The following is a 26983-nucleotide window of genomic DNA, read 5'->3' on the forward strand; positions in this document are numbered from 1 at the left end:
GGATGAAGCAACGGCGCGCTTTATCGGCAAATCCACAGAGACTTTGAAACGCTGGCGGCGAGAGGGTGAAGGCCCGGCCTTTGTCCGCATCGGTCGGACCCCGCAATACCGCGTCCAAGACGTGATGGTTTGGATGCTCCGAAACCGCGTTGCGCCGGCTGGTGAGAACCCCGTCGCAAATTCTGAAGCCTTGGCCTGAAGCGAAGAACCCGGAGCTCGTCACGCCGGGCCTTAGGCTTTTTGCTTCGATTTAGGGAATCGAGCGTGTCGCACAATGCAATTTTTCGGGCACCGGATCAACATAGACCGGTCGCCTTGTCGCCCTTCGCGTCGGCCGGGCTGAAGCTCGTCGAGCGCGGCTTTTCGGCTATTCCGATCATGCCCGGCGACAAGATTCCCGGCCTTCTGATCGGCGACGAGTGGCGCTTTCATAAGGGATGGAATCGGTTTTGCGATCAGTTGCCCGGTAGCTTCCAAGTTGCTCAATGGACCAAATGGGAGCGCGCCGGCCTCGGCGTCGCGTGCGGGCGCGGCCTGCTCGCCGTCGACATTGATCGCGAAGAGCTTGTCGCGGCGATTCTCGCCGTTCTGCCCCCGGTCGTGGTCGCGAAGAAGGGTCGCAAGGGTCTAACGATCTTCTATCGCGGCGACACCGATCGGCTTCGCTCGCGCGGCTTTAAGATTGACGGTCACGGCGTCTTAGACTTCCTGTCGCATGGCAAGCAAACCGTTCTCCCCCCGAGCCTTCACCCGGCCGGCGTCTTCTATGAATGGACAACCGAGGCGACGCTTCTCGACGTGAAGCTCGACGGGCTTCCCGAGTTCACCGCCGATCACTTCGAGGCATTGGTCGGCGTGCTGAAGGCGCACGGCTGGAATCCCGAGACTGCCTTAGAGGGCTCGGGCGAGATCGTCGAGAGCGGCGATGACCAGGCGCGAGACTTCTTCCGTAAGCTGAACGAAGACGCACTCGCGAACCTTGGCGCTTGGGTTCCGAAGCTTGGTCTCTATATGCCTCGGCGCGAACCCGACGGTTCATGGCGTGCAATCGCTGAATGGCGCCCGTCGAGCAGCGGAAAACCGCTTCACAAACGCGGCCGGAACCTGAGCTTCGATCGAAAGGGAATCGTCGACTTCGGCGACGGCGAAAAGACATACACGCCGCTAAACGTCGTGATTGCCGCGCATGATGCGACCCTTAACCAAGCAGCGGTGTGGCTCGGAGAAGCCCTCGGGTATGACTTCCAGCCGAAAATCGTGCTTGTTCAGGGTAAGAGCAAGCCTGTTGTTACTGAAGGCGTTATCGAGGGCTCTCAGGCTATGGCCGACGGCGGCGAGAGCGAAGCCGAGCCCGACACCGCCGATCCCGACGACGCCGAGCCTGACGCTCTTATGCCGGATGCTCCGCTATCGGCTCTCACTCGGCCTCCCGGCCTTGTCGGCGAAATTGTTGATTGGATCGAGGGTTCAGCCGAGTACCCGTCGCGCGAGCTTGCCCTAGGCGCCGCGCTTGGATGGGTGGCAGCCCTCGCCGGGCGAGGCTTCGAGACGCCTTCTCGGGCTCGGACAAACCTCTATCTCGTCGGCCTAGCACCTTCGGGCTTCGGCAAGGATCACGCCGGGGCTTGCATCATGAGCTTGGCTCAGCAAACCGGGCTCGATCGGTTTCTCGGGCCGGCGCGCTTCATGTCGGCGTCAGGGCTTCGCGAGAGCCTTATGGAGCAGCCCTCGATTCTCTGCATCCAAGACGAGTTCGGCGGGATTATCCGGCAGATCGACGGCCCGAAGGTCGGCTTGCATAACGAGATGATCCGCTACGACATTCTCGGCATGTTCTCGCGCGCCAAAGATTTCTATGGCGGCTCTGCTTATGCTCAGACGCGGGCCGTCAAGCTCTATAACCCGAACCTCTGCCTCTATGGATTGTCGACGCCCGACGACTTTTGGTCGGCGCTTAGCACGGCTCGAAGTGCCGACGGGTTCTTGCCGCGCTTCCTGCTGTTCAACGTCGAGGGACCAAAGCCAGCCCGCGTCACTCCGAGGCTCAACGGCGGCAACCCGCCGAGCAGCCTTGTTGAGGGCAGTCGCGCGGTTTATGAGGCGGTCTACAGGCGCGGCAATCTTTCCGAGCAGGCACATGGTGCGCGCCCATTCAAGGCAACCGTCGTCGACCTTACCCCGGAAGCCGAGGCCCTTGCCGAGAGTTTCGGCGACCGGATCGGGCAGGCTCTTTTGGCCTTCGACGCTAAGGCGCATCCCGTTCTGAACCGGGCTCGCGAGCACGCCTTGAAGCTCGCCCTTACGGTCGCCGTGGGCGCGAACCCGACAGAGCCGTTGATCACCAGCAACGTCATGAAGTGGGCTATCGACCTCGCATGGTATTCGACCTGCACCCTCGCTCGGGAAATCGAGTTCAAGGTTGCCGACAACGACCGTCAGCGGGCATTCAACCGAATCCTCGAAATCGTGCGCAAAGCCGGGCCGTCTGGCATCGCGAAGGGCAAGATCGTTCACAAGCTCAATGGCACGCTCAAAAAGAACGAGCGTGAAGAGCTGATCGAGGAAGCCGAGATGACAGGGCGGATTATCTCGCGTCTTCACAAGCCTGCCACAGGGCGCCCCGGATACCGCTATTTCGCGGCCTGAGTTTCGTTCGGAGTTTCGTTCGATTGGGTAGTTTCGTTCTGCTCAAAACCCGCCTCAAAGGCCGAGTTTCGTTCTTTCGTCCCGAGTTTCGTTCGGGGCAGACAGAACGAAACTCCTAAGCCTGAAACCCTTATAGAGTAATGAAAAGAGAGAGTAAAATTGAGTTTCGTTCTTTCGTTCGGTGATCGATTTCGAGACCCATTTCGGGGGGTGTCTATAAGCGATGGCAGAACGAAAGAACGAAACTCCCCGGCGGGGGCGAAGGGCGCAATCCTGACGAACCCGGCCGATATCATGGCGGCATACTCGGAATACGCCCAGACGCGCGATCAAGCGAATGCAATCGGAAATCTGACGATGGGTGGAACGTTTATGGAATACTATATTATATTATAGACGTTCCACCCATCGTCGCGTGCCTACAAGCCTGCCGGGCGTCGGCCGCTTGCGAAAGCCTTCGTACTTCCGAATGGGCCGCAAGAACCGGAAGCTCTGAAGCTCTGGCTTGAGCGAAGGGTCGGGCCGATCGAGCGGGTATTGAGCGAGGGGAAAGAGGAGGGCGAAGCCTGAGAAACAGAACGGCCTGAGGCTCGGGGCGAAGGCATGCGTCGAAGGCTGGGGACGAGCGCTCTTATGAGGAAAGAGTGGATCAGTTCAGATCCTTGGCCAACGCCTTGATGGCCTTCGCGAACGGTGACGCGAAGTACCGTGTAAGACCTCCGCCGAGCATTGCTTCGTCAATGCCAAGCAATAGACCTCGTCCTGCAAGCAAGGAAGCTGAGGCCGACAAGTCCAGCTTTGAAGAATAGACATCTGGCACGAGAGCGATTTCAACGTATTCCTGAATATTCCTTGTCTCTTTTCCTTCAGCGTGCGGCTCGGTTTGTTCAATATATTCCGCAAGGAGGCTCAACTCGCGCTCGGGAAGGCCTGACAGAGCATTTGCGGTGAAAGCGAAGTTGCTGGCATCCAGAGCATCACTCTGAAGTTGGCCGGCAAGAATTCGAGCGAATATTCTAAGCGTCCTAACCGCCTCACCCTCTTCTGCAGCTCTGAAGAATCGATAGGCGATTGGTATTAGCTCCTCGGCTTCTGCATCTTTGAGGTCAATTTTTCCTGCCCTTAGTTCGGCTAGGAGGACCTCTTCAGCAGCATCGATGCGCTTTTGCTTGAATGCTTTGATCAACTCGGCAGCAGCGTTCGTCGGAAGCCCGCCTGCCGAAGCAACAGAAGCAACATCGGCGGCCACGCCCAGGCAGATATCAAAGATTTTGCCACTCCCCTTCCGAGGGGCTGGGAGTTTGGAATTGTCGGTCATACCTCACCATAAGCGCTTTATAATCTTGTTACTATAGATTGGGTCCCTCTGGCACCCCCTGGGCGGAGGGTAGCGCACGACCCTCGCCTAAGGGCAGATCGCATGCAAATTTGCATAATTTCTGTTTCAGAAGCCGCTCAAAGCTTGCGTTTTGGCAAGATAAACTGACAATTCGAAAACCCGAAAACATAAAAAATTGGGCCGACTTTCTGTTTGCCTCAGTCGCTGATTTACGGAAGGTAACTGATGTCTGAAAGCGCCACTTCGACGCTCATTTCTGCTGCCTCAAGTGCAAGTTCAAGTGCGTAGGCGACTTTTCCTTGGTCTCGTTGAGGGCCAACAATTATCCGCTTAATTGGAAGCTGTGGCGCGTCCACGAACAGTTCAATGTACGGGATTGGCAAACCATTTCTGAAGCGCATGAGGATCGGCCTGCGCTTCCTAGTAGGAAATTCTGCTGCGGCGGCTGGGCGCATACAAGGCGCCACAATCCGTACCTCGCGCTCCTCGCGAAACGCTGCGCTTTTCAGTCTCGGCGCTGTGAGAGAAATAGCACCGTAAAGATGGCGCATTCCGTCCGCGAAGGATTTGTCTTCCTCGATTGGATCATTAATCAGCCTTTGAAGAGTAGCGCGGGCTAGACCTTCAACATTGACCTCTTGCTCCTCAAAAACCTTCGCATAGTTGTCGTACTGGACGTCACAAAGAGAAACGTGACTAAAGGCATAATCTTGCTTCTCAACAGCAATCAGCTTTTCTATTCCTTCCTCATCAAATTCGAGCGCACAGCCACCATAGGTTCCATAGCCGCGCCATTGAGAAAGCAGTCCGTGCTCCCACTGCTCAGATTCCGCCTCGTGACGACAAAAAGAGGCAATGAATATTGGCGTGGTCTTGTCAGTAATTTCGATGGCAACATTGAGCAATCTATTGCCTTCATCAGTAAAAACTCGTTCGCCATACTCCTTTAAGAAATCAGATTTGAGCTTGCCTTGATGTATTAGCTCAGAAGCCTCGTCTCTAAAATCTCTCGCGAAAATTGGGACAAGAATTTCTCTTACAAGTTCTATTTCCTGCAAGTCGTTCAGGTACTTATAGTTGGTGGCAAAAATCCTTCGTGATTTGATAATTCCGAACGCGCCTTCGTTGGACGAGTAGTGAAAGATGCTCGACACTGAGTTTCATACCTTCGCGGATGCAACGGATCGCGACTAAACCATTCTCCTTGGCTAACTTCAACCGCGACAATCTCGCGGCATGACTTACACGCGCCGCAATCCCGAAATTAAGAAGCCCCGCCGCATGCGAGTGACGGTTCCTGAGCATGCCGGGCCGCACGTTCGGTTGGTGTTCGCCGAGATGGCACGGCAGGGGGTCAACTACTGGGAGTTAGAGGGGCGGAGTGGGATTCAGAAAGCCACGATCAAGGCATGGCGATATAAGAACGTGCCCTCCTTGACTAGCCTTGAAAGCTGCCTGAATGCCCTCGGCTGGGACCTAATCCCGCTCCCAAAAGACCGCGTAATCGACGCCAGCATTCTCGAAGAGCTTCAGCCGATCGCCGATCGCCTCGGCCTGACTCTTGGCGATGCGGTTCAATTTGCAACGGAAATCGCCGTCGGTCTTCATTCAAAACCAAATATGCCTACCTGAGTCCGCTCGGTTTCTCGGGTCTTACGCAAAAGGCCGGGTGCTCCACAGTTGCACCCGGCCTTTTCTGGTTTGGGGCTACCGGATCAGACCTCTAGGGCACGCTTAACTGCGCTTAACTGCCGTCATCAGCAGTTAAGCGGAGAACGGAAATGCCTATGATGACGGTTGCCGAGGCAGCCGAAATGCTTGGGGCGGCACCCGACGCGATGATGACGCGTGAAGAGGTCGCCGAATTTTTGAAGGTGGCGCCTCGGACGCTTGCCGATTGGGAAAAAGAAGGTCGCGGGCCGCCTGCGGCGCGCATTGGCCCTCGCAAGGTGGTCTACTCAAAGAACGCCGTAACATCCTACCTCGCTTCGCTCACGGCCGCTTCGCAGACAGCCAAAGCGCCTCGCCCTCTCACGAAGGCCGAGCGGGAAGCTCACGAGCAGGCCCTTCATGCCGAGCGCCGCCGTTGCATTGCGATCATGAACCGGGCGCCCAAGGGCTACCAAAAGGCCGTCATGAAGGCGATCGCCGATAATACCTCGATTGAGGATTTCGACGCCTCCCTTCCTGGCGAGCTACGGGCCGTGATGCCTCCGCTTCATAGGTTCCTCGCCGACCTCGACCGACCCAAGGATTACGCCGCTGAGGCCACGGCTCAGGCGATCCTTGCTTCCCATTCCCTCGCCTCGAAGTGAGTTTCCAAATGACGGATTTCATCTCTGCGCACAACGCGCGCCTTTCCCGCCTCGAAGCAACCCGCAAAGGCCGGGCTCGGGCACATCACCTTGCCACGTCTGCAAGCGGCTATCTCCATAGCATCGCGCTTGCCAGTACGACCCAAGACGAGGCTTTCGCGAAGCTTCAGGAAGCCCCGCTCGGGCAACAGTCGGTCGCGACCGTGATCGAGTTCCTGCCGTCGATCAAGGCGGCCGTCGCCGAGCTTGAAGCTCTTCTTCCGCAAATCCAGGCCGATTGGTCGGCTGAGTAAGGGGGGCTCGATATGAATCTTCTCGACAAGCTGCTCGGCCGCAAGAAGCGCAACTCCGAGACCATTTCCAATGAACTAGCGGCTCAGGGCGCCCAACTGACCAACGCTCGGAATCGCGTCGAAGAAGCGAAGAGGGCTCGCGAAGCCGCGCTCGATCAACTCGACAAGGCCGGCATGAAGGCGGCCGACGAGGCTCGGGTCGACGCCGAGAACGACGTCGCTCTCGCTGAGCGCGCAATCGCGGCTCTTCAAACGGCTTTGGCCGAGCAAACCGCTCTCGAAGAGCGCGAAGACTTCCGGCGCGAGGTCGAGGAAATCGAGGCAGCGGCGACCGAACTGCGGTCCCGAATCCTTCGCGAGTACCCGGAGGCTGCTCGCGTGCTCGCCGCGATCGCTGAAGACTTGCGGGCCTATTACAGCCAGCGTGACGGGCTTCAGGAACGCGGGAGGAAGCTCGGTGAGGCCGTAACACTGTCGAGCCCTGAAGATTTCCGTTCTTCGCCTGTGCGTTGGTCGGTCATTTACCCGAACCCGGATGGCGCCGGGGTAATCAGTACCGGCGCCGATCAAGCACCGCGCGGCTTGATCCGTTGGGAGAATGGCGTTCCGGTTCCTGCTCGCGAGGGCGTCAGGGTCGAATCTCGGGGCGCTATACACCCGGATTCACTCTTGACGGCGATCGGGACCCTACCCGGCCTGCTCTATGACGATCCCGCCCTTTACGTGAAGCCGAAGCCCGAGCAGCCGATCTTCACCCCGGCCGAGTGGGGGCTTCGATAATGGTCCCTCTCAGCGACCGCGTTCGCATTCCACTCATGTTCCCCGTCGTGATCGACGGGGCGCATTACACCGAGTTTTGGGTTCGACCGGCTGAGCCGGAAGACCTTGCCGGGCTCCGATGGGGGGACAGCCTTGAAGCCCGGCTTGAACGAGGAATGACCCTCGTCGCGCGTATGTGCGACGTGCCTGAAGCCGTCCTTTATGCCCTCGATCCTTCCGACGCCGGGCGCCTCGGGACAGCGGTCGAGGGACTCATTTCGGGGGTTGTATGATGGCGAAGGCATTCAGCGTCTCGGTCAATATCGGTGGAAAGCTCAACCCAAGCCTAGGGGCAGCGGTTCGGGCGGCTGAGACCCAAATCAACGGCTTGGGTCGCCACGTCTCGGCGATCAATACCCGCACTCAATCCGCGATTAGCGACTTCGGCCGGGGCATTGCCTCGGCCGGCAGGAAGATTCAGGACACCGGCCGGAACGTTACGGCTGGGCTCTCTGCCCCAACGGGCCTGCTCGCCTTTGGCGCCGGCAAGATGGCTTTCGAGTTTGAGAAGGCCGGCAACTTCCTCGAAGCTCTCGGCGATGCTTCCGAAGAGCAGCGGAAGAAATTTGAAGGGCTCGCGGGCGAGTTAAACAAGAAATACCCCCAGACGCTCGCTCAGATTATCAGCACCGGAAACGAGATGCTGAAGGGCGGCTTCACGTTCGACCAAATGACCGGCGCGATTGATCAGACGCTCGCGACGGCAATCCTTGGCGAAATGTCGCCGGCTGAGGTCGGCAACATGATGGCGCGAACGATCAACTCGTTCCAAATGCCTATGAAAACCTACGAAGACGCTATGAAATCTTCGACTCAGGTTTCCGACCGTATGACTTATGCGGCCGTGAAGACGACGGCTTCGCTCAAAGATATGGGCGAAATGTTCCGTTACGTTGGCGGGGCCATGTCAGCGACGGGCGGCTCTCTCGACGAAGCGACGGCATTCGGCATGCTCTTCGCGAAGAACGGCACCGTCGGCAGCGAGGCCGGCGTCGCGTTGCGGTCGGCGATCGTGCGTATGGTCAAAATGCCGGCGAAGGGCGAAGCCGCTCTGAACCGGATCGGGATGAACCTGAACAAGTATGTCGGCGGGAAGAGCGCTCTCACGTCTGATCGCATTCTCGCCGGCCTGCAATCGGGCGGTATCGACGCGACCGGGATCAAGGGGCAAATCGACCGGCTTCTAAAGGATAAGAAGCTCGCCGGCTCGACCGCAAGACTTCAAAGCGCGATCACGAAGGCCGTTCAGTCTCACATCGGCTCGAATGGCGCCTTGGACGCGGCAACCATCGCCGAGAACGTGAACGATTCGATTACGATGGCGGGCTCTCAGATCAACCTTGTCGGGTTCTTCCGAGACCTGAAGAGCAAGATCGAGAGCGGGCAGGCGACAATGGGCGACGTCGCGACCATCCTCGAAGGGCGTCACTTCTCGCGCTATGTGCCGCTTCTGCAAGGCAATATCGACGAGACGATCGCTCAGATTCAGGGCGAGTCGAACGGCTATACGCAAAGCCGTTACGGGACGGTCCTGAAGGGGCCGGTCGGGGCAATCTATGAACTCGACGCGGCGCTCGAAAAGCTCTCGGTCACTCTCGGCCGGGTCGCCTTCCCTGACCTCGCGAAAGGTTTCTCGGCCGTCGCCGACGGGCTTCAGCGGCTCAGCGAGGCGAACCCGACGCTTCTAAAGTTCGGCGCTTATACCGGGCTTGCGACAATCGCTCTCGGGCCGTTCCTATTTGCGGCAGGGGCAACCTTGCGCGTCGTGGCGCCTCTGGCGACCGCGCTTCTTACGCTCGGCCGTGCGGCAACCCTCGGGCTTGCGGCTCAGTTGACCGGGCTCGCGTCGAGCCTGACGACGCTCGCCGTCGCGGCCTCTGCCGGGCTCGTGGCGCGGATTCGTGCGCTCGGGGCGGGGTTGATCGTCCTAAACTCTGTCGGGGGCTCTACGGCCGTTCTAGCGGCTCTCGGGGGCTCTCTCGCGAGCGCGGGGCGTGCCGTGCTCATGTTCCCGGTTACTGCCCTTCGAGCGATCGGCTCGGCTCTTATGCTGCTCGTCGCGAACCCGGTCGGTATTGCCATTACGGCGATCGTGACCGCGCTCGCCGCGCTCGGCGTATGGGTTTACAACAATTGGAGCGGGATTACTTCGTTCTTCTCGGGCTTCGCCGAGGGGCTTAAGGCCGGCTTGAACCCGACGCTCGTCGGCTATATCGACTCTCTCGCTTCGGGCTTCGGCAAGCTCTTTAGTTGGGTCTCGCAACTGCTCGGGCCGCTCAACTCCTCCAAAGAGGCTTGGGCGGCTTGGGGCGCGACGGTCGGCGGCACGGTCGCGACGGCGATCAACGCCGTTGCCGACGGTATCTCTCGCGTGATCGGGTTCTTTGGCTCAGCGATCGACAAAGCGATCGCCTTCAAAGACGCGATTGCCAATATCCGAATGCCTTGGTCGAGCGCGCCCCCTTCAGCCCCGGCCGTTGCCGGCGCTCGTGCGGCAGGCGGGCCGGTCGTCGGCGGCCGAACCTATCTCGTCGGCGAGCGCGGGCCGGAATTGTTCACGGCGCCGACCTCGGGCGAAATCGTGCCGAACGATCGGCTTCGCTCGCTCGCCTCGAAGAGCGTCGCGCACGCTTCGGGCGGCCGGGCTCCTGCAAGCCAGGGCGATGTACATATGACGAACCATTTCACGATCAACGGAGCCCAGGACCCGCAGGCCGTCGCTCGTGAGGTCGAGCGGTTCATGTGGCGAATGGAGTCGGAGCAGCGGGCGCTTTTGAGCGATTAGGACATGATCGGGGTTAGCACCCCGATCTAAACCTTCGCAGGCCAAGTCTCAGGTCTATAGCGGCGTGCCATCCTTCCGAAAGGGGTGGTAACCAAACCTGACGTGTTTGTGCCATCGCTCTTTCGGAAGCTCGACGATACGGAAGTCGAGGCCTTCAGCTTCGACTACATGCTTCGATGCAATTAGGACGATCATGTGCTCGTAAACCGTAACGATGCTCTCTTCTGCTTGGGTAAGGAAGGCTCCAAGATCAATCTGAGGCTCAGGGCTGCTAGGATGAATGACCTCAATCGTCGGCAAATGGACCTGTCCGTCAGAGCGAAGCTCAAAATCTGTTACAACAATGCGCTGAGTTTCCTTCTCGTGCTCGATGCAGTGCCGCATATTCCGAACGAACCGAAGGAACGGTTCGGCTTGCGTCATAAACCCTGCAAATGCGTCGCCCGCCCCGTAGCGTTGCTCGACGTCATTCTTCACCCCCGTCCAAAGGTCTTTGGGCATGCCGTAGAACTGAACGTATAAGTCGAATAGGCGTTGGCTCGCGTTCGCAGCCTTGGAGATAAAGGTTTTGACCCGCTCGCCTAACCTTTCGTAGTGAGGAAGCTCGAAAGATCCAGCTTTCAGCCGCTGATCGAAGCTGTCGGCTAATTTTTGTATGGTTGAAGAATAGTCGAGACGAAAATCTCGCATTTCTGCAATCACCGTAACGCCCTCGAAGATCTTCTTAAGAGCCGCCTCCTTATCGACCCCCTCCCTTACCGGCCCCTTAACTAGTAAGCTTAGAGCCGTTAGCAAAATTCGCCCGATGAACTCATCGTCGGAGCCATAGTTTAGAACGAGTTGCTGAACATTTGGGATATTCTCGTTTTCTCGTTTAGGATCGATACTATCTGCCATCTGAACGGCGTGGATGCTTTTACTCGAAACAGCATAAAGCCGCCCGCCAAGCCCGAACATGGGGCCGAGTTCAGCGCCGGGAGGAATAGCGATTTCCATCTGGAATGCCGATTCCCGTTTGATGTCGATCGGTCGCTTCACTATCGCACCTTCCAACTGGGTCCCGTCGCCTAGAACAAGACTTGAACAGAGCCGAGATTTTCATGTGCCAAACGTGTGACACGGAATCCGCGACAACGATCGGGAACGGTCGCCGGAACCGCTCGGAATCCTTTGTAAGCCTTGGTTCTGGCGCGCGAAAAGGCGCGAGGCTCGAAAAAGTCTCGAAATCGCACCTAAGCTGTTGAAATTCAAAAGGAAAGCGGCATTTGCGGGCGTTGTCTTGCCAGCTTGGGAAGCTGACGTCGGGATCGATTAAATGCCAGTTCTCCTATCTAGGCAACTCTCTCGCCTTCCCGGCGCTCGCACCTGCCCTCCGGTCAACTTCGACCGCTACCTCTGACCAGAAGCGAAAGCCCTGCTCACTTCCCCTCGCCCGACAATAGAAAGCCTGCTGACGCGCTCGGGCATACGCCGCTCTGCCTTCGTAGCTGATAAGGCAGACCGCTTCGTACTCGATTGCTGTAAGGCCAGTGCCATAGGCTTTACGCCGGAGTAGGGCATCAACAGAGGCACGGAAACGTTTGAGGAAGTACCGCATCACGGGAAGTATGAATATGCCGCTTGGTAGGTCAACCAGCGTGGGCGACAATGCGGCCTCGCTTTACCGTCAGCTTGCTCAGGAACCAAAAGCAGTCGACCTCGCCCTTTGGGCGGGCGCAAACAAGATCGCCGAGCATCGCCTTACCTTCGACGAAGATCTCGGCGCCGGTCTTAATGGGCCGGCAGTCGGGGTACCGCTGAATAATGAACTTGTTGAACGCCTGCTCGTCACCCGAGCTTATGAGCATGACGACCTTTTTGAAGTCGGCTTGGTCCCGGCAGCCCATGAATTCCTCTCGGACCTTTCCGCGCTCTCCCGAGAGCGGGAAGTCGCCTGCATGAGTGGGAGTGGCGAGAAAGCCTGCGATCATTGTGAAAACCGCGCGACGCAACATTTGCCCCGAATCCTTCGACCAACGGCAGAGTAATCTTGTTTCAAATGACGTCGCCTTCGGGTAGGTTACTCACAGATTGGTCAAGTTCGTGCCACAAGCGTCAAATCTCCTGCGCCTGCGGCCGTAAATGCACACTCAAGAGCGAGTCGCTGATTGAGGAGGATCGTTCATGACTACTGAAGCTGAGGATACGTGGCCCGCTCTGCGCGAGCGCAAACCTTTGGGAAATCGCCCTCTTGCGGAAGTCACGATCAAAGGCCCGACGGACGTTGTTGCGCGTTTCAAAGCCTTTGCCGAGGCAATTGACGAGCCATATTGGCGCGCGCTCGATGCCATGTTGGAGACATTCTGTAACATGGACCTTGGAGTACCGGATTCAGCTGAGAGCTACCTTGCGTACAAAGAACAGAAGCAAGCAGATCCAGCATATAGGCCAGCACAAGCAACAAGTAAGAGCGCCTAGTCTTAGCGCTAGACGTTCAGCCTCCGCGAGAAGCCTTCAGTTTTATTGATAGTTCTGGCTCCTCGCGGGGAAGCTATGAAGCGACCCGACACGCCTTAGGCCTATAGACACATGTTTAGCGCTGAGATTGGGAAGAGAGCGGCGCAGTAATTATCTTAGTCATCCTATAGCGTGTTCAATAATTCAGAGGCTACTTTGCGCTCTATCGAGTAAATCTAGAGCCTAGCTCGAATCTGCAGCACCAGCGCTTCAGTCTCTCAACTTTCTCTTGACTCGACCGCAATCCGCAATTGTCGCTCTTTGACTCACTTTTCCAACGCGATTCGCATCGGACCTTAAACAATCATTAGGGCCGGACTCCACACGCAACAGAGAATCAGCCATCCCTTGAATGTTACGAGGGACATGGAGTTCACAGTTTTCCGGAATCTTGGAGTGCTGACTGTTTCAATGCTTCCGCAGGCCTATCGCAAGATGGCGCTTCCGGAAGATCGACCTGTTTGCAGCCAAGTCATTGAAATCAGCCTCTATAACGAGGCTTTTCAACCGGCCGAACCGTACCCCAACCTCTCGCAACACTCTTCGATTAGGAGAAGCAAACTCTTGAACTAAGCCAGGCAAAGCAAAAGGCCCACGAAGCTGGAAACTTCGAGGGCCTTTGGAGACCCACCGAGGGGTGGGCAAAGGGAAACTTAAGCACCTTCCTTATGCCACCCCGACAATCCGCGTGTCAATAGCATCGGCTTCGGTGAACGCTCCCGCTTTGCCCTCACATTGGAGGGACGCGATGCAACTCGCATCGTCAGGAGGCCGGCGGCTGAGACATGCTGCTTTGGCTGCAAGAAAACTTGTGCTCGATTCTGGGCAGATTGTAAGTCGGAAAGAACTCTCCGCCTCTGCACGCGAGGCCGAGAAGGCATTGAAGCTGAGTTCAACTCAGCGATTAGTTCTCGGTCAGCTTGTGGCTTGCTGGGGTGAGCAGAAGTCCGACCGGTTGCTCGTGTGGCCGTCTAATGCTCGGCTCGTGGCAACGACAGGTCTATCGGAGCGGGCTATTCGCAATGCTGTCAAAGCCATGATCGAGCTTCGGCTCGTTATCCCGAAGGACTCCCCAAATGGAAAGCGCTATGCTGTTCGGGATGAAGCCGGCGCGGTCGTTGATGCATTCGGGTTCGACCTCACGCCTGTTCATGCCCGGCGCAGCGAATGGTCTGCGGCGGTTGCTGAGCAAAAGAGGCTCAAGGAGTCGCTAAAGCGAGCATTCGACGAGATAACGATTTGTCGCCGAGCAATTGAAGAGGCTTTGAGCGCGCTCGCACAGCACTTTCCCGACGTTGATCGTTTAGCATTGGAGCGCAGCCTTGAAGCCCTTAAGGCTCGGACCCCTAGACGCTCCGGCACTCCATTACCCGAGGGCCTGCTCGAAGCATGGACGGAGGCTAGAAATTTCGCCGAGGAAACCTTCTACAAGGCAGGCTGTGACGGCACGAAATGCCGGCACATTGAAGCAGAGAATGGACTTACTAATGAGCCTTGCAACAAGGAGACCGGCACTTCTCCGCCCGACCTCCCTAAGGAGGCATTCTCGCCTGTCCTCATAGCAGAGGCCTGCCCTGTAGCAGCCGGCTTTGGGCATCAAATCAGAAGTGCTGCCGATATTGTTTCGGCTGGCATGTTCTTGCGAGCATCCTTAGGGGCTCACCCGAGCGCTTGGGATGAAGCTGTAAGAGCAATTGGGGCGCTCTCAGCAGCAACAGCCGTAATTTTTGTCTTACAGCTCTACGAAGATGACGTTTCCAGCGGCAGGAGCCGAATTCAAAATGCTGGTGGCCTTTTTCGATCAATCGTCCGTAGGATCACGAGAGGAGAGATTGACCTTCAGTCCGAACTTATGGCTCTGCGGAGGCGGAAAATGGCGTGAGCCTTCCCTGCGCATCGTCGTCAGGCGACCTCGCGACCATCCTCTTCCACCTCGTAAGATCCGCTTCCCGCTCTGGCTCGGTTCAGCTCGAGAAGCCGTGAGAGCGCGTCTTCGGTCGAGATGTCCTCAGGCCACCCGTAAGCGGCGGCAACGGCTCGGTCTAGCTCGGCATGAGCGTTCGCGAGCCAAGTTGGACGCTCGTTGTATAGGTTCGTCAGTGTAAGTGCTTTAAGTACGGCGGCAGCACTGGCATTTTTTGGCAGAACACGGTCTGGAAAATCTGCAACCACTTCAGGCTCGATATAAACTAGATCGGCCGGATTGAGCCAATTGCGGCGAAGTTCATCTAGACGCTTGGCTGCTGCCGCAATACGCATCGCTCTTGGGTCGTTTCGGTAATTAGATGAAGGTAAGTCAGGCGTTAGTCCAATTGGAAACGGGAAGGTCTCAAAGGTTGTCGTTGGCGTGTAGCGAGGACGATCTTCTAGGCTTGTCCCTAAGCGAAGTGACCATGCCTCATGGAAACGCGAATGCAATATCCCGAACGTACAGTCATCATCTCGCGCTATGGATACCACTTGGCAGTCAGGCGTCGTTGTTGGGTTAAGCCACACAAATATGCGGTGTTTCGCTACCCGAGCAGTTGCTATGAAGCGACTTAGCGGCCTAATAGCCAGTTTGACGCCAGGCGCGGGTTCGCCATGTTGCCACCAGTTGAGCCGCCTCCGCTCACGGCGAACTCCATCCCGTGTTGGCTTCACGACCTGACGAACATACTCGAAAGGCATCTCGTATAGGGCTGCTTCATTTTCGTGCATGTCATTGAAGTCGACGATCCAGGTATCTGACGGACGACGTGTTATATCCATCCCGTTTACCCATGGGCGTACGACGTCAGCGTTGCTACGACCATTAGGATTCAGGTGCCGCAAGAGCCAAACCCGAGCGATCTCACCCATTACCTCGAACTTCCCATTCTTCTGCGTCCCGATGAATGCGACCTGCCGATTCTCCAATAGGCGTACAGCTGTTGTTAGGTCTACGGCTCCAGCACTTAGATCCGTATTGATTTTACTCACGGGCTGGCCGTTCAAATTGGGCTGGGAAACACTTCCGAATCTTGAAAAGCAAACGATTGAAACACGAACCGCCGCGCCATCAAGCACCCACGGCTCATCAGCCCAGACATCGGTAAATGTAGCGGTTCGTCCGATACGGTCTAAAACTACTCTGCTACCTCCTCCCCGGATTGAATTGGTAGCTACAAAGCCAACCCGGTCAGCTTCCTCGCTCTGAACCTTCGCGCGAGCTTTCTCGAACCAAAACATTACTAGGTCCGCCATGCCCGGCACACGATCGCCGTATGCCTTTCGAAGAGCCACTATGTAAGAGTTACCCAACGCAGCTAGCATTGGTGATGGCCCAAGAAAGGGCGGATTTCCTATGATAGCATCTGCATCTGGCCACACCGCCTCCGACCCGTCCGAATTCATGAGTGCATCGCGGCACTCGATCGTCTGGAGCGGTTTCAGAATTGGGTTTTTCGAGACATCAAAGCCGTTACGACGCATCCATTGAATTTCGCCGATCCAGACGGTTACGCGTGCGAGCTCAGCCGCATAAGGATTGATTTCTAATCCTTTAACCGAAGCCGGTCCAATCGCTGGAAACTCCCGCTGAAGCCCCAATGCCTCAGCCTCGATCATCACCCGGTTTTCGAGGTCCTTCAGAGCGAGGAGTGCCAAATAAAGGAAATTGCCTGAACCGCAGGCTGGGTCGAGCACAGTGAAAGACCGCAAGCGGTCGAGAAAAGTCCTGTAGAGGCTCAGGGCGCCGTTCTCGGCCTTTGTGCGCGCACTTGCCGCTTTCAGCGTCTTCGCCCGCTTGAGGGCCTCAGAAACAGATTTTTTCGCGACCTCCCACTCCGCAACCAGCGGCCGCACGATTACCGGCTCGATAATCATCATGATTTTATCGCGGTCGGTATAATGAGCGCCGAGTTGCGATCGCTTGTCAGGGTCGAGGCCCCGCTCAAATAGTGTGCCGAAGATTGTCGGGTCAATTTCGGCCCAGTCGAGCGCCGCGACACGCAACGCAAGCTCGATCTCTTCCTTATCAAGCCCAAGAGCCGTGTCGTCGTCGAACAAGCCGCCGTTGAACCACTCGACGGCCTCGAAACCGACCATACCGCCTGAGCGCATCGCCCCGAATAGTGCCTTCGCCATCGCAGCGAAGTCATTTGGCCTAGTCTTCGCATGGTCGAGCATACGGGCGAACATCTTGTTCGGGAGAAGCCCAATGTCCTCAGCGAACATGCAAAAAACGAGACGGTTGATGAAGTGGGCAACCGTCTCAGGCGTATGCCCCCGATCACGAAGCCGCTGAGCGAGCCGTGCGAAATCGGCAGCGGCCTTCTCAGTTAGAGCTTTTCGTGTCTGGCCGGGGCGCAGTTGTTCAGGATTCGATAGAACCGCCTTCAGCTTTTTTCGCGCGGCAGGCTCTCGAATATCGTCCAAGGCGATTTCATGGACGGCGCTGACCGTGTTGTTCCAATTCGTATGAATCCGAAACCGATCAAGGTCGCATACGACTAAGAGCGGCGGGTTTTCGAGAGCAATTGCGTACTGCTGAAGCTGAGAAAAGGCGGCATTAAGGTCCTTTCCTCGGCCCTTATATTCCCAACCGAAGTGACCGCGTTTCCAGACGTCAGCCCATCCCTTGCCCCCAGTGGTTTTCGTGGCGCCGCGCTCGAAACAGTACCACTCTCCTTTTGGGTCGACCTCGGCCGGCGTCGGCTCACCGAGCATGTGGCAAAGGTCAATAAAATGCTCTTGGGCGGCCGAGCGCTCTTTCAAGTCGGCGGCTTTCCACTTGGAGATAAAGGCTTCAGGGGTCATGGCTCGGCTTAAACGTTCTCTACGTCGAGCTTGAGCAGATAATTCCTAACGGAGGGTGAGGATCGCCGGGACCATTAAGCAGAAAGATCAAAAGTCTCCAAGATTGATCCAGCCTATAAAGTTGAACGCTTTTGAGCGAATGGCTGTTTTTGACGGCTAGCCACATAATGGACACAACACTTTCTTTGCCCCCAACTGGTTGTTATTACTTTGAAATTTGGCTTATGAATGCGCGCCACGAAATTTGTGATCATCCCTACATTATATGGCAGTCCATACATTCCGCTGGAAAACTGCGGCACAGGAATTCAGACAAATCAATTTTGGGGTACCATTGTAGCGAGCACACGATTTGCCTTCTGCTTTAGAAAAGAAGCATTGGCCGGGTGCCTAGCTGAGATATCCTTCAAGACATCTACGAGCACTGCTATTAGCAATACGCAGCCTTTCGCAAACCGATTGATGTCTTTGCGCTCAGGGGCGTCCTGTAATGTGAGAGGATCGGCCAGCATTCCTCGAAACAAAGTATCTATTTCACCCCAGTGTTTGCCTTTTCCATGTGGATACCAAGCGCCATACTCGTGTCTGTAATTTATGTCGTTGCGTACAGTAGAAAGCCAATTTGCTCGCTTGGCAGTATTGGTGGTTAGTATGTCTCGAATAATCTGCAATAGGGCCACAACCTGCTGCTTGTCTGAGGTTATTCCTGTTGGGGATTGTAGTATCCTATTCTGTATATCTGCCAGCATTTTCTCAAAATGCTTCCAAGTTTCAACGTGTGGGCCATCCTTGGACAGTCGCTCCCCAATGAGAATCTGACTATCTGGATCAAACCTGAATTTGTACAAGATATCTGATATCGTACTTACACCGTCAACAATACCACTCGAAGTGGCGGCGGCTTGCAGAGCTTGAACTTGCTTTATATCAATGCGAGATACGCTTTCTCCAAAAATTCTCCCAATCGCATGAGCGGCATAGAATGCAGCGTAATAGCACCTAATCAATGACCATGCGTAAGAGCCTGGAAGCTCGCTCACATTGACAATTCCGATGACTGTTTCCAGTACAGCAGATGAAAATCTGTCAATGTCATGTGCGAACGATCTAGATACTGCTGCTGGATCGCCAGTAAATATCTCTATTCTGCCAGATCCAGGGTCTATTGTTTGCACCACGTACTGCTGAGCTGAAAGCCAACCTTTGAGAGATTGCGCGGTCGGAGATGAGATTTCGTTTATGCCCTTTAGCCAATATGGGCGCAGGACGTCCTGTGTCTTCGACATTCGCGTGACTATTTAAAGAGAAAAGCTCTTTGAGAGCGCTTTCGATAGAGCTTCATGAATCGGCTTGTGTGAGCCCTTAGCAGATGAGAGTTGCTGCTTTGTCACATTGCGGAAAACATCATTTAGTACATCCGCAAAGTTATCTGAGGTATATTCACTCCGAAAGCGGTCTTTGACCCGCGACGCAACTTCTGGGAAGAAGGCCATTATTCCCTTAAAGCCGAGGGGTGTAATGAGGAGTTCTCTGTATCTTAGATCTTCGAGCCCTGCTGCGAATGCAGTTACATAGCCGTTCAAGATCGAGAATAGCTCTTCAGCATCGCGACCTGCTAGCAGGGGCAAAATCGGTTTAATGCCTGCATTGAATGAGACGCGAGAGAGCTTTCCCCGCGCCTTCTCATTTGGAGACAAAAGCCCGCGGAGGACGCTCTCCGGTTCGGCATTGAACATGTCGAACACATCTCGAAGAATCGTCTCCTCACTCGTTTCAATGTCAGCGAGATGTTTGATATCTAAAAGCAACTCGTTGGGAACCGGCCGTTGCTTAGTATTGATATCGATAAAGAGTCTGGTCTCTTCGCGGCGTGTCAGGCCATTAAATATAATGACTGGAACGCGCAGATGCGACTTAGCGAGACTGAACCCGTATACCCTGTGTTGTCCGTCCAGTATCAAAAACGCTTTTGGGTGCTGCCTGAACGTTAATGCTCTACCTCCAGGCTTGATCGTAAGTTCTGCCTCAGGTTGGGCGGATAGAACAATGGCGCTGGGAATCGATGCTTCGCCATTATCTATATAACTTGCGATTTGCTCAGCTCGACTTTTATCAAGGACTCTCTGAAAACCTTCTCTTGGGTCTTCGTTGCGCGTCGAGACAAAGCATGTCCGCGCGAGAATGTCGGAGAACATCGTCAGGCTATAAAATCGGTATTTACCTTGTGTGACGAGGCTGAAGGTGAAAGATCCTGTTTTGTAGTCTTCTGTCTCTTTGATCATCGTTCTTCCAGAATATTCCTGCTTCGCGCCTGTCAAAATCTACAAGCATCGCTGATGAGCTTCTATAATAGAGCTTCAAATTTTGGTATTGGCCTATAGAAGGAGTGCATTTTTTGGGTGGTAGGATCAGTAAATCATACTCGACTTCGTCCATAGACCAGCTGAAGGGCTCCGATCTTTATTTTGAGGTGACGTAAGCATTTGCGGTCGGCGTGGGCGTATGTGTCATGAGGAATTCGTAGGGACGTCGCTTAAGCGCCGACGAGCAAGATCAACATAACCCTCTGAGACGTCGATACCGATGGCGCTTCGTCCTAGTGCCTTCGCTACAGCAAGAGTCGTACCGGTTCCGCAGAATGGGTCTAAAACCACTCCATCCTTTGGGCAGGTTGCGAGAATTGGAATCCTGCAAAGATCGGCGGGGTACGGCGCAAAGTGAACATCATTACGGCGCGTCCGCTCAGGGAGGATATCCCAAACATCAGACGGCTTGCTCCCGTTCGGATGATACTTTAGGAAGCAAAAGCCTTTATCCCGAATTTCTCTAGCGCGGCCCGATACCTTAGCGCTGTTAGAATGTGTCGTACGCTGCTGACCTCGGATTATCATTCTGAAATCTGCGATTCGCTTCGCCCTAACCTCTTCGAGCATAAGATTGAGGGCCTTCAAGGCCTCGACCTTCTCGGCTGGAGTGAGAGCCGTAGAAAGCTCGATTTGACGCTTGTATCGGATACCAGAAACTCCGGTCGCTGATACGACAGAGCCATTGATTACATTGCTCTCCTTTGGGTTTGCTCTGATCGCATCGACATCGTAGTAGTACGATTTTTGCTTTACGAAGTGAAAAACATGCTCATGGACAGTCCTTAGCTTGTCGCGAGCAGTATCAGGTGAGCCCTTTACTTTGTTCCAGATCACATCATTGCGTAAAATCCAATTACCTTCATCAGTCAATTTGATTGCTACGCGCCATGGCAGACCCAGCAAGTGTTTATCCACATAGGTATCACCCAAATTCAACCAGAGCGAACCTTCGGGTTTAAGGACGCGTTTCACCTCAGCCATTACACGTAGAAGATTTATAACATAACCTTCGTACGAAGCCTCGTGCCCTATGCCGGGAGAGTCATATTCCCTGTGCCCCCAATAAGGAGGCGACGTCATGCACATATCGACACTTGCTGTTGGCAACGACGCCAAAACGGTAGCAGCGTCTCCTCGAATAACTTGGTGGGTTAATGCAATGTCGCGGGGCGCTCCAGCACTGTTATTATAAAGCTTTACCATGGCCTGTTTGATGTTGCAGTATTAGCTTCCTGGGACTGTAACGCTCATCCCTCACGAACGTCGATTTCCGGCCAGGCTTATCCCCAACAAAGCTACGCTATGGACGAGTGTGTTCGCTCGTCAGCTCCTCCAGCTGCGCGTAAATGGCTGAAAACAAAAAAGCCGCCCGAAGGCGGCCTTTTGAAATTGGAGCGGGCGAAGGGATTCGAACCCTCGACCCCAACCTTGGCAAGGTTGTGCTCTACCCCTGAGCTACACCCGCACGCTCCGTCAACTCGTCAGACTTGCACCTCGTCAGATTTGGTGGAGCCAGGCGGGATCGAACCGCCGACCTCTTGCATGCCATGCAAGCGCTCTCCCAGCTGAGCTATGGCCCCGATCTGACAGGGCAGCACGATTCTGTTGTGCTTCCCCGGTGTTTCCCCAACCCCATAACTACAACTTGCCGCTAGGGCAACCCACTTCCAAGCCCTTGTTATTCAAGGAAGAAAATGGTGCCGCAAGAGGGATTCGAACCCCCGACCCCCTCATTACGAATGAGGTGCTCTACCAGCTGAGCTATTGCGGCATCGCAACTCTGCGATCCGAGAGGTCGCCCTCTTACCCCCTCCCCCGCCGCTTGGCAAGGGAGGGAAAGGCCGGAATGACCTACCAGACAGAAAAAACGCTGCGGCGTGCGGACGCCTGCTCCTTGGGCTTGGGCACATCGGGCGGCGTGGCCGGGAAAACCACAGGTTCGGGCTGAGGAACGGGGGTTTCCTCCTTGGCCTCTTCCTTGACCGGCCCGGCGACGACGGCCTCGGCCCCGGTCGCTGCCGGCACGGGCTCGGAGGCGGGAGCGGGCTCGCTCACAGGGGCCGGAGCGGGTTCTTCCGCGGGCACGATGGGCAACACCTTGACCTCGTCGTCGAGATCCGCCGTCACGTCGTCGTGCAGGGTGAGTTCGGGCGCGATCAGCACATCCGGAGGCGCCTGCCAGACGAAGGCGTCGAGACGGCCCGTGACCGGCGAAATCGGCGCCCAGTGGTCGGACACGATCCCATCGGCGATCCAGGCCGGGTCGCGCGGCGCACGGGTCGCGCGGGCGAGCCATTCGCGTCCCCTGCCGGTGGAGCCGTGCTCGGCCTGCTCCAGGTCGGACATGAGCAGGCACACCCGCATGCTCGGCCGGTCCTGCAGCAGGGGCTCCAGGGCGTCGCGGGCCCGGTCGAACTCCCGGGCCTCGAGGGCGGAACGCGCCACGGCGAGCCGGCCCTCGGGCGCCCCGCCGGAGAGGCGGGAAAGGGTTTCGGCGCGCTTGAGACGGTCGAGGCCCGAATCGCCCGGACGCAGGTTCAGGTAGACATCCGCCAGATCCGGATGCGGCAGGCTGCGCCAGGCTGTCTCCACCACCTTGGCGGCCCTGCGAAGATCCCCCTTGCGCGAGAGCAGGCGGCCGGCCAGCGCGGCAGCGGGCACGAGATCGGGCGCGAGCTTCACCGCATCCTGGGCGCTTCGCAGCGCGCCGTCGGGATCGCGATCCACCCGCTCCAGAGCGTCGGCCGTGAGCAGGACGGCCCGGTGGCGCCTGGCGGTCTTCTTGTCGAGAAGACCGAGCGACGTCCGCCGCTCCACGGTTTCCAGGGCCCCACGCCAATCCCCATCGGCGCAGCGGGCTTCGAGGACCGCGTCGCTCGCCCAGGCGGCCGCCGGCGCCAGGCGCACGGCCTCGGAGGCATATTGATGTGCGGAGGCCGCATCGCCCCGGCGGCGGGCTTCGACGAAGAGGCCGCGCAGGCCGAGAACCCGGGTCTCATCCTCGTCCATCATCTGCAGGAAGGCGGCTTCGGCCACCTCCCTGTTGCCGGACACCTGGGCGGCCTGCGCCTTGAGCAGAAGCGTCAGAGGCTCCTTGCCCAGAAGGCGCTCCGCCTCGTTGGCGTAGCGGCGGGCCGCGATGGTGTCGCCGGCGCCGACCGCCACCATGCCCCTGGAGACGGCCTGATAGCCGCGCGAGCGGCGGCGCGCCCGCGAGGCGAAGGTCAGACGGGAGGGAAGCTGGATGAGGCCGGTCACCAGGGACCACAGAAGGGCCAGGGCCAAGGCGAGACCCGCCAGGGCGATGGCCGCCACCGCCACCGACATCTGGATCTCGTAACCGCCGAAAGTGATCAGGACCGTCCCCGGCCTGTCGGCCAGCCAGACCGCACCGAAGGCCGCGACGCAGAGAAGACCGATGAAAACAAGAGCGCGCCACATGCGGGGCAGATCCTTTTATTGCGTCGTACGGTTGAGGGTGGCGAGGGCGTCCGAGCTGATCGCCTGCGCGGCGCGATGCGCCTCGGCGACCGCCTTGACCTGCCGGCCCCAGTCCTCGGAGAGCCGCCGCGACGGCTCGGGCAGGGCGTCCCAGGCGGCGGCGGCTTCCACCACGTCGCCGCGCTCCAGGGCCTGCCGGATGCGGACGACGAGAGCCGAAACGCCGGTGGTGCCCTGTTCGTTCACCGGCTTGACCGTCACCACCCGGTCGGCCATGCGCAGAAGCCGGTCGGACCAGCTGTTTGTCGGGCCGCGGCTTTCGCGCAGGATCGCCGTTTCCACCGGGTCGAAGCTGCGGGCGAGCGCCGCCGCCGTCGGAGCGCCCTGCTGGGCAAAGGGCTCCAGGGGAGCGATGCGGCCCGCGTCGGCCCCGGCCTTCTTCACGCCATCGAGCACGTCGGCATAGGGCGTTCCGCTGTTCAGGGCGTCATTCAGGCGTCCGGCGAGAACCACCTTGGTCCCGGTCTGGCTTGCGGCCTCGGCATTCCGTGTGTTCTCCGCCGCCTGCTGCGACAGGGTTGCCAGGCGTTGCTCCTGCTCGGAAAACCGGCGGTCGGCATCCGCGAAACGGCGCTCGGTCTCGGAAAAGCGCCTCTCCGCCTCGCCGAACCGGCGGTCCTGGTCGGCGAGACGCCGGTCGAGATCCGCGATGCGGCCATCGAGTTGCTGCGCCGCATTGGCGGCATTCGTTGCGCTCTGGGCGTTCGTCCGGACCTGCTCCTCCAGGCCCGACAGGCGGCCGGACAGGCCATTGGACAGCTCGTTCAGCCGGTTGGACAGGTCGGTGAGCGCGGCATCGTTCTGGGGTGGGGGCTGCGGCGCTTCGGGCGCGGGACGGTTCAGGGCCTCCTGGGCCTGGCTCGCCGCCTGCCGGGCCGTGTCCTGGATCGCCTGGAGCCGCTGGTCCAGATCGCCTCGGGCCGCTTCGAGCGCCTGGAGACGCTCGGCCAGGGCTTGGACATTCCCCTGCGGCTGCCCGGAGGGCGCCGGCTGCTGCCGCAAGGCGTTCACGCGCTGCTCCAGTTGTGCGATCCGTGGATCCTCCTGAGTCGGCGAGCCCTGCCAGGACTGCAATCCATAGAGTAGCCCCGCGCCGATGAGGCCGCCGAGCAGGCCGGAACCGATCAGGGCGCCGGCGGAGCCGCGCCGCTCGGGAACCGGACGCGGCGGTACGGCCTCTTCGCGCGCCTGCGATGTGGGAGGCTCCTGATAGGAGCTGCCAGATGAAATGGCATCCTGCCTTCCAGGCTCGTCGACGAAGGCTCCGGACGGAAGCGTATCGGTGCCCACCCCCGAATCGAGCGTGGCTTCCGGCGAGGCCACCAGGTCCTCGGCCGGGGGCTCGCTGCCGGCCGGAATGGTCTCGTCTGGCTTCGCCTCCGGGGCCTCGGTCGCGACAGTGTCCGGTCCAAGGGTCTCCGGTCCGAGGGTTGCGTGACCCAGGGTGTCCTGGCCCAGCGTGTCCGGCCCAAAGGTCTCCTGACCTAATGTGTCCTGGGCCTCGGCGCCCGGGCTGGTGGCCGGGGCGGCGCCTTCGTCGATCACGGTCGCTTTCAGGTCGATGGTCGCCGGCTCGCGCGAGGGCTTCTTGCGGGACGATTTCGGGCGTCGGGGATCAGATGAATGGGTCACGGGTCACTCTTGCTCGGGTCGCTTCAGGCGCGAGATCTTCAAAAGGTCAGTGTGAAATGCAATTGAGGCAAGCTTGGGCGCAGCGTTTCGTTCCCTCCTGCGGCAAATCCTGAACAAATGAACGGCCCATCGGACCACGATCCTCCCCGTATGGCAAAGCTTCCTACCGCCCGTCCGTGCCGGAATCGTAAACGACGTGGCGGCGGGCCTCATCGCAGCGAATCGAGGCACTTGAGAAGCGCATCCTCGGAAGGGTCTTCCGCCGCGCGGACCTCTGCGCCGGCCGCGTTCAGGGGCACAGCCACATCGGCCGACAGGCAGAGATGCGGAAATGCCCGGAGGGTCGAGGCCAGTCCCGCCTCCCTGACCAGCCGGACGACGAGATCCGCGCTCCGCCGTGAATAATGGAGCGCGGCGCCGATTTGGCCAGTGCGCAGGGCCTCGACAGCGGCGTCGGGCAGCGCCCCGACGGCCTTCGCCTCATAGGCCTCCCATTGCAGCACGGTGAACCCTGCCCCGCGCAGGGACGCCGCCGGCTCCTCCTTGTGATGCCGGGCGGTCACGTGGAGAAGAGCAAGGCCCGGCGGCAGGTTCGCGCGAATCAGCCGCGACAGGGACACCGCGTCGCCGTCCGCCACTGTCACCCGGGCGAACCCTTTGGCGCGCACCATTTCGGCCGTGCGCTCGCCCACGGCGAAGACAGGCTTTTGCCGGTCCAGGGCCGTGAGGGCATCCGCCGCGTGGGCGCTGGTCACGATGAGGGCATCGTAGGGCGCGTCCGGCGCGGGATCGCTCGTCGGGACGATCCGGGTGACGGGCGCTTGGCACGCTTCGAACCCAAGCGCCGCCAGCCGCTCGGCGGTGCGCTCCGCGTCCGGGGCCGAGCGGGTGACGAGGATCCGCATCACGCTTTCAGGAAGTCGGGCGGCATGCGGGAGCGCAGCTCCGATCCGGCTTCGCGCCCGAGCGCCGCCGCGTCGTCCGGCGAGCCGCGACGGATCACCTCCAGGCACTCGGAGCCGTCGGGACGCAGCACGAGGCCGCGGATTTCGAGGTCGTGGCCGATCAGCCGCGCATGGCCCGCGATGGGCGTGCGGCAGGAGCCGTCGAGAATGGTGAGGAAGGCCCGCTCGGCCGCGAGCGCATGGCCGGTCGGCGCGTCGAGGATGGGCGCGAGCGCCTCGCGCACCCGCTCGTCCCCGGCGCGGATCGCGACCGCGATGGCGCCCTGCCCCACGGCCGGGAGGAAATCGTCCGTTTCGAGAACGGTGGTCACGTGATCGGTGAGCCCGAGACGGCGCAACCCCGCCATGGCGAGCAGCGTGGCGTCGACCTCGCCGCGTTCGAGCTTGGCGAGCCGGGTCTGCACGTTGCCGCGCAGAAGCGTTACCTGGAGGTCCGGCCGCAGGCGGCGAACTTGAGCTTGGCGCCTCAAGGAAGCGGAGCCGACGACGGCGCCTTGCGGCAGGTCGTTCAAACTCCTGTAGCGGTGGCTGATGAAGGCGTCGCGCACGTCCTCGCGTGGCAGGAAACCCGCGATGACGATCCCTTCCGGCAGGGCCGTCGGCAGGTCCTTGGCGGAATGGACCGCGAGGTCGATGGAACCGTCGAGGAGCGCGATGTCGAGCTCCTTGGTGAAGAGCCCCTTGCCGCCGGCCTCCGACAGGGGCCGGTCCTGAATGGCGTCGCCCGTGGTCTTGATGATCGACAGGGGCAGATGCTCCACGGTCCAGCCATGGGCGGCGACCAGCCTGTCTTGCGTCTCGTGGGCCTGAGCGAGAGCCAGCGGGCTTCCTCGCGTACCGATGACCAGGGTGGGTGATGAGGCCATTCTGCCTGAGGTCTCCTGTTCAATATGTCCGATGCTCACCCTTAAGCCTCATCCTGAGGAGCGAAGCGTCTCGAAGGGCGAGGCGCCTCCAGAGAGCACTGGATCCTCCTTCGAGACGGTCGCTGCGCGACCTCCTCAGGATGAGGTTGGTATTTCCTCAGACAATCCAAAAACAACATCC

Annotated in this window: 21 protein-coding genes and 3 tRNA genes; 9 read left to right on the forward strand and 15 right to left on the reverse strand. The window is 58.5% G+C overall.

Features of this window, described 5'->3' with window-relative positions; genetic code table 11:
• Window positions 1-315 precede the first annotated feature (315 nt).
• A complete protein-coding gene (locus tag DDF70_RS03590) occupies window positions 316-2646 on the forward strand; it encodes a bifunctional DNA primase/polymerase (RefSeq protein ID WP_114943489.1) in 2331 nt (776 codons plus the stop codon).
• Between the two features lie 649 nt (window positions 2647-3295).
• Here the strand turns inward: DDF70_RS03590 and DDF70_RS03595 are convergent.
• Together DDF70_RS03595 and DDF70_RS03600 are read right to left on the reverse strand one after the other, a co-directional pair.
• Entirely contained in the window at window positions 3296-3964 is a 669-nt protein-coding gene (locus DDF70_RS03595; RefSeq protein ID WP_114943490.1) for a hypothetical protein, read from the reverse strand.
• A gap of 230 nt (window positions 3965-4194) precedes the next feature.
• Window positions 4195-5139: a DUF2971 domain-containing protein gene (locus tag DDF70_RS03600; protein WP_114943491.1), complete on the reverse strand. Its 945-nt coding sequence runs from the start codon at window positions 5137-5139 to the stop codon at window positions 4195-4197.
• 82 nt (window positions 5140-5221) lie between these two features.
• On the opposite strand from DDF70_RS03600, the gene DDF70_RS36370 reads away from it, so the two are divergent.
• The 6 genes from DDF70_RS36370 to DDF70_RS03625 all read left to right on the forward strand — a co-directional run bounded on the left by DDF70_RS36370 (window position 5222) and on the right by DDF70_RS03625 (window position 10197).
• Window positions 5222-5617, forward strand: coding sequence for a hypothetical protein (locus DDF70_RS36370; RefSeq protein WP_162820201.1), 396 nt, complete (start codon window positions 5222-5224; stop codon window positions 5615-5617).
• A 149-nt stretch (window positions 5618-5766) separates the two neighbouring features.
• Window positions 5767-6300, forward strand: a complete 534-nt coding sequence (locus DDF70_RS03605; RefSeq protein WP_162820202.1) for a helix-turn-helix transcriptional regulator — start codon at window positions 5767-5769, stop codon at window positions 6298-6300.
• 8 nt (window positions 6301-6308) lie between these two features.
• The gene (locus DDF70_RS03610; protein WP_114943493.1) at window positions 6309-6593 is read left to right on the forward strand and encodes a hypothetical protein; all 285 of its coding nucleotides are present in this window, start codon (window positions 6309-6311) and stop codon (window positions 6591-6593) included.
• Between the two features lie 12 nt (window positions 6594-6605).
• On the forward strand, window positions 6606-7373 hold the full coding sequence (locus tag DDF70_RS03615) for a hypothetical protein (protein WP_114943494.1): 768 nt from the start codon (window positions 6606-6608) through the stop codon (window positions 7371-7373).
• A 35-nt stretch (window positions 7374-7408) separates the two neighbouring features.
• Window positions 7409-7645, forward strand: coding sequence for a phage tail assembly protein (locus DDF70_RS39140; RefSeq protein WP_425374052.1), 237 nt, complete (start codon window positions 7409-7411; stop codon window positions 7643-7645).
• Window positions 7645-10197, forward strand: a complete 2553-nt coding sequence (locus DDF70_RS03625; RefSeq protein WP_162820203.1) for a phage tail tape measure protein — start codon at window positions 7645-7647, stop codon at window positions 10195-10197. The genes DDF70_RS39140 and DDF70_RS03625 overlap by 1 nt, the downstream gene beginning before the upstream one ends.
• Before the next feature lie 54 nt (window positions 10198-10251).
• Here DDF70_RS03625 and DDF70_RS03630 read toward each other — a convergent pair whose 3' ends face one another.
• A complete protein-coding gene (locus DDF70_RS03630) occupies window positions 10252-11235 on the reverse strand; it encodes a hypothetical protein (protein ID WP_114943497.1) in 984 nt (327 codons plus the stop codon).
• A gap of 590 nt (window positions 11236-11825) precedes the next feature.
• Window positions 11826-12191 carry a hypothetical protein gene (locus DDF70_RS03635; protein WP_114943498.1) on the reverse strand — a complete coding sequence of 122 codons (366 nt, stop codon included), beginning with the start codon at window positions 12189-12191 and terminating at the stop codon, window positions 11826-11828.
• A 169-nt stretch (window positions 12192-12360) separates the two neighbouring features.
• On the opposite strand from DDF70_RS03635, the gene DDF70_RS03640 reads away from it, so the two are divergent.
• Together DDF70_RS03640 and repC are read left to right on the forward strand one after the other, a co-directional pair.
• Window positions 12361-12654, forward strand: coding sequence for a hypothetical protein (locus DDF70_RS03640; protein ID WP_114943499.1), 294 nt, complete (start codon window positions 12361-12363; stop codon window positions 12652-12654).
• A gap of 787 nt (window positions 12655-13441) precedes the next feature.
• Window positions 13442-14575: a plasmid replication protein RepC gene (repC, locus tag DDF70_RS03645; RefSeq protein ID WP_114943500.1), complete on the forward strand. Its 1134-nt coding sequence runs from the start codon at window positions 13442-13444 to the stop codon at window positions 14573-14575.
• Window positions 14576-14595: 20 nt separating this feature from the next.
• Here repC and DDF70_RS03650 read toward each other — a convergent pair whose 3' ends face one another.
• The 11 genes from DDF70_RS03650 to hemC all read right to left on the reverse strand — a co-directional run bounded on the left by DDF70_RS03650 (window position 14596) and on the right by hemC (window position 26802).
• Complete coding sequence (locus tag DDF70_RS03650; RefSeq protein ID WP_114943501.1) at window positions 14596-17472, reverse strand: class I SAM-dependent DNA methyltransferase; 2877 nt, start codon at window positions 17470-17472, stop codon at window positions 14596-14598.
• A 317-nt stretch (window positions 17473-17789) separates the two neighbouring features.
• Window positions 17790-18758: a hypothetical protein gene (locus DDF70_RS36375; RefSeq protein WP_162820204.1), complete on the reverse strand. Its 969-nt coding sequence runs from the start codon at window positions 18756-18758 to the stop codon at window positions 17790-17792.
• Window positions 18759-18770: 12 nt separating this feature from the next.
• Complete coding sequence (locus DDF70_RS03655) at window positions 18771-19754, reverse strand: DGQHR domain-containing protein (RefSeq protein ID WP_114943502.1); 984 nt, start codon at window positions 19752-19754, stop codon at window positions 18771-18773.
• A 225-nt stretch (window positions 19755-19979) separates the two neighbouring features.
• Window positions 19980-21041 carry a DNA-methyltransferase gene (locus tag DDF70_RS03660; RefSeq protein ID WP_114943503.1) on the reverse strand — a complete coding sequence of 354 codons (1062 nt, stop codon included), beginning with the start codon at window positions 21039-21041 and terminating at the stop codon, window positions 19980-19982.
• 187 nt (window positions 21042-21228) lie between these two features.
• Window positions 21229-21303: transfer RNA gene (locus DDF70_RS03665), tRNA-Gly, on the reverse strand.
• A 39-nt stretch (window positions 21304-21342) separates the two neighbouring features.
• Window positions 21343-21418 (reverse strand) — tRNA-Ala (locus DDF70_RS03670).
• 115 nt (window positions 21419-21533) lie between these two features.
• Window positions 21534-21609: transfer RNA gene (locus tag DDF70_RS03675), tRNA-Thr, on the reverse strand.
• 80 nt (window positions 21610-21689) lie between these two features.
• The gene (locus DDF70_RS03680) at window positions 21690-23279 is read right to left on the reverse strand and encodes a heme biosynthesis HemY N-terminal domain-containing protein (RefSeq protein WP_114943504.1); all 1590 of its coding nucleotides are present in this window, start codon (window positions 23277-23279) and stop codon (window positions 21690-21692) included.
• A 15-nt stretch (window positions 23280-23294) separates the two neighbouring features.
• The gene (locus DDF70_RS03685) at window positions 23295-24971 is read right to left on the reverse strand and encodes a COG4223 family protein (RefSeq protein ID WP_114943505.1); all 1677 of its coding nucleotides are present in this window, start codon (window positions 24969-24971) and stop codon (window positions 23295-23297) included.
• A 209-nt stretch (window positions 24972-25180) separates the two neighbouring features.
• Window positions 25181-25876: a uroporphyrinogen-III synthase gene (locus tag DDF70_RS03690; RefSeq protein ID WP_114943506.1), complete on the reverse strand. Its 696-nt coding sequence runs from the start codon at window positions 25874-25876 to the stop codon at window positions 25181-25183.
• Window positions 25876-26802, reverse strand: coding sequence for a hydroxymethylbilane synthase (gene hemC, locus DDF70_RS03695; RefSeq protein WP_114943507.1), 927 nt, complete (start codon window positions 26800-26802; stop codon window positions 25876-25878). Before hemC ends, DDF70_RS03690 begins: the two co-directional genes overlap by 1 nt.
• Window positions 26803-26983: the final 181 nt, after the last annotated feature.

The organism is Microvirga calopogonii (genome assembly GCF_003347665.1).
Classification (GTDB): Bacteria; Pseudomonadota; Alphaproteobacteria; order Rhizobiales; family Beijerinckiaceae; genus Microvirga; species Microvirga calopogonii.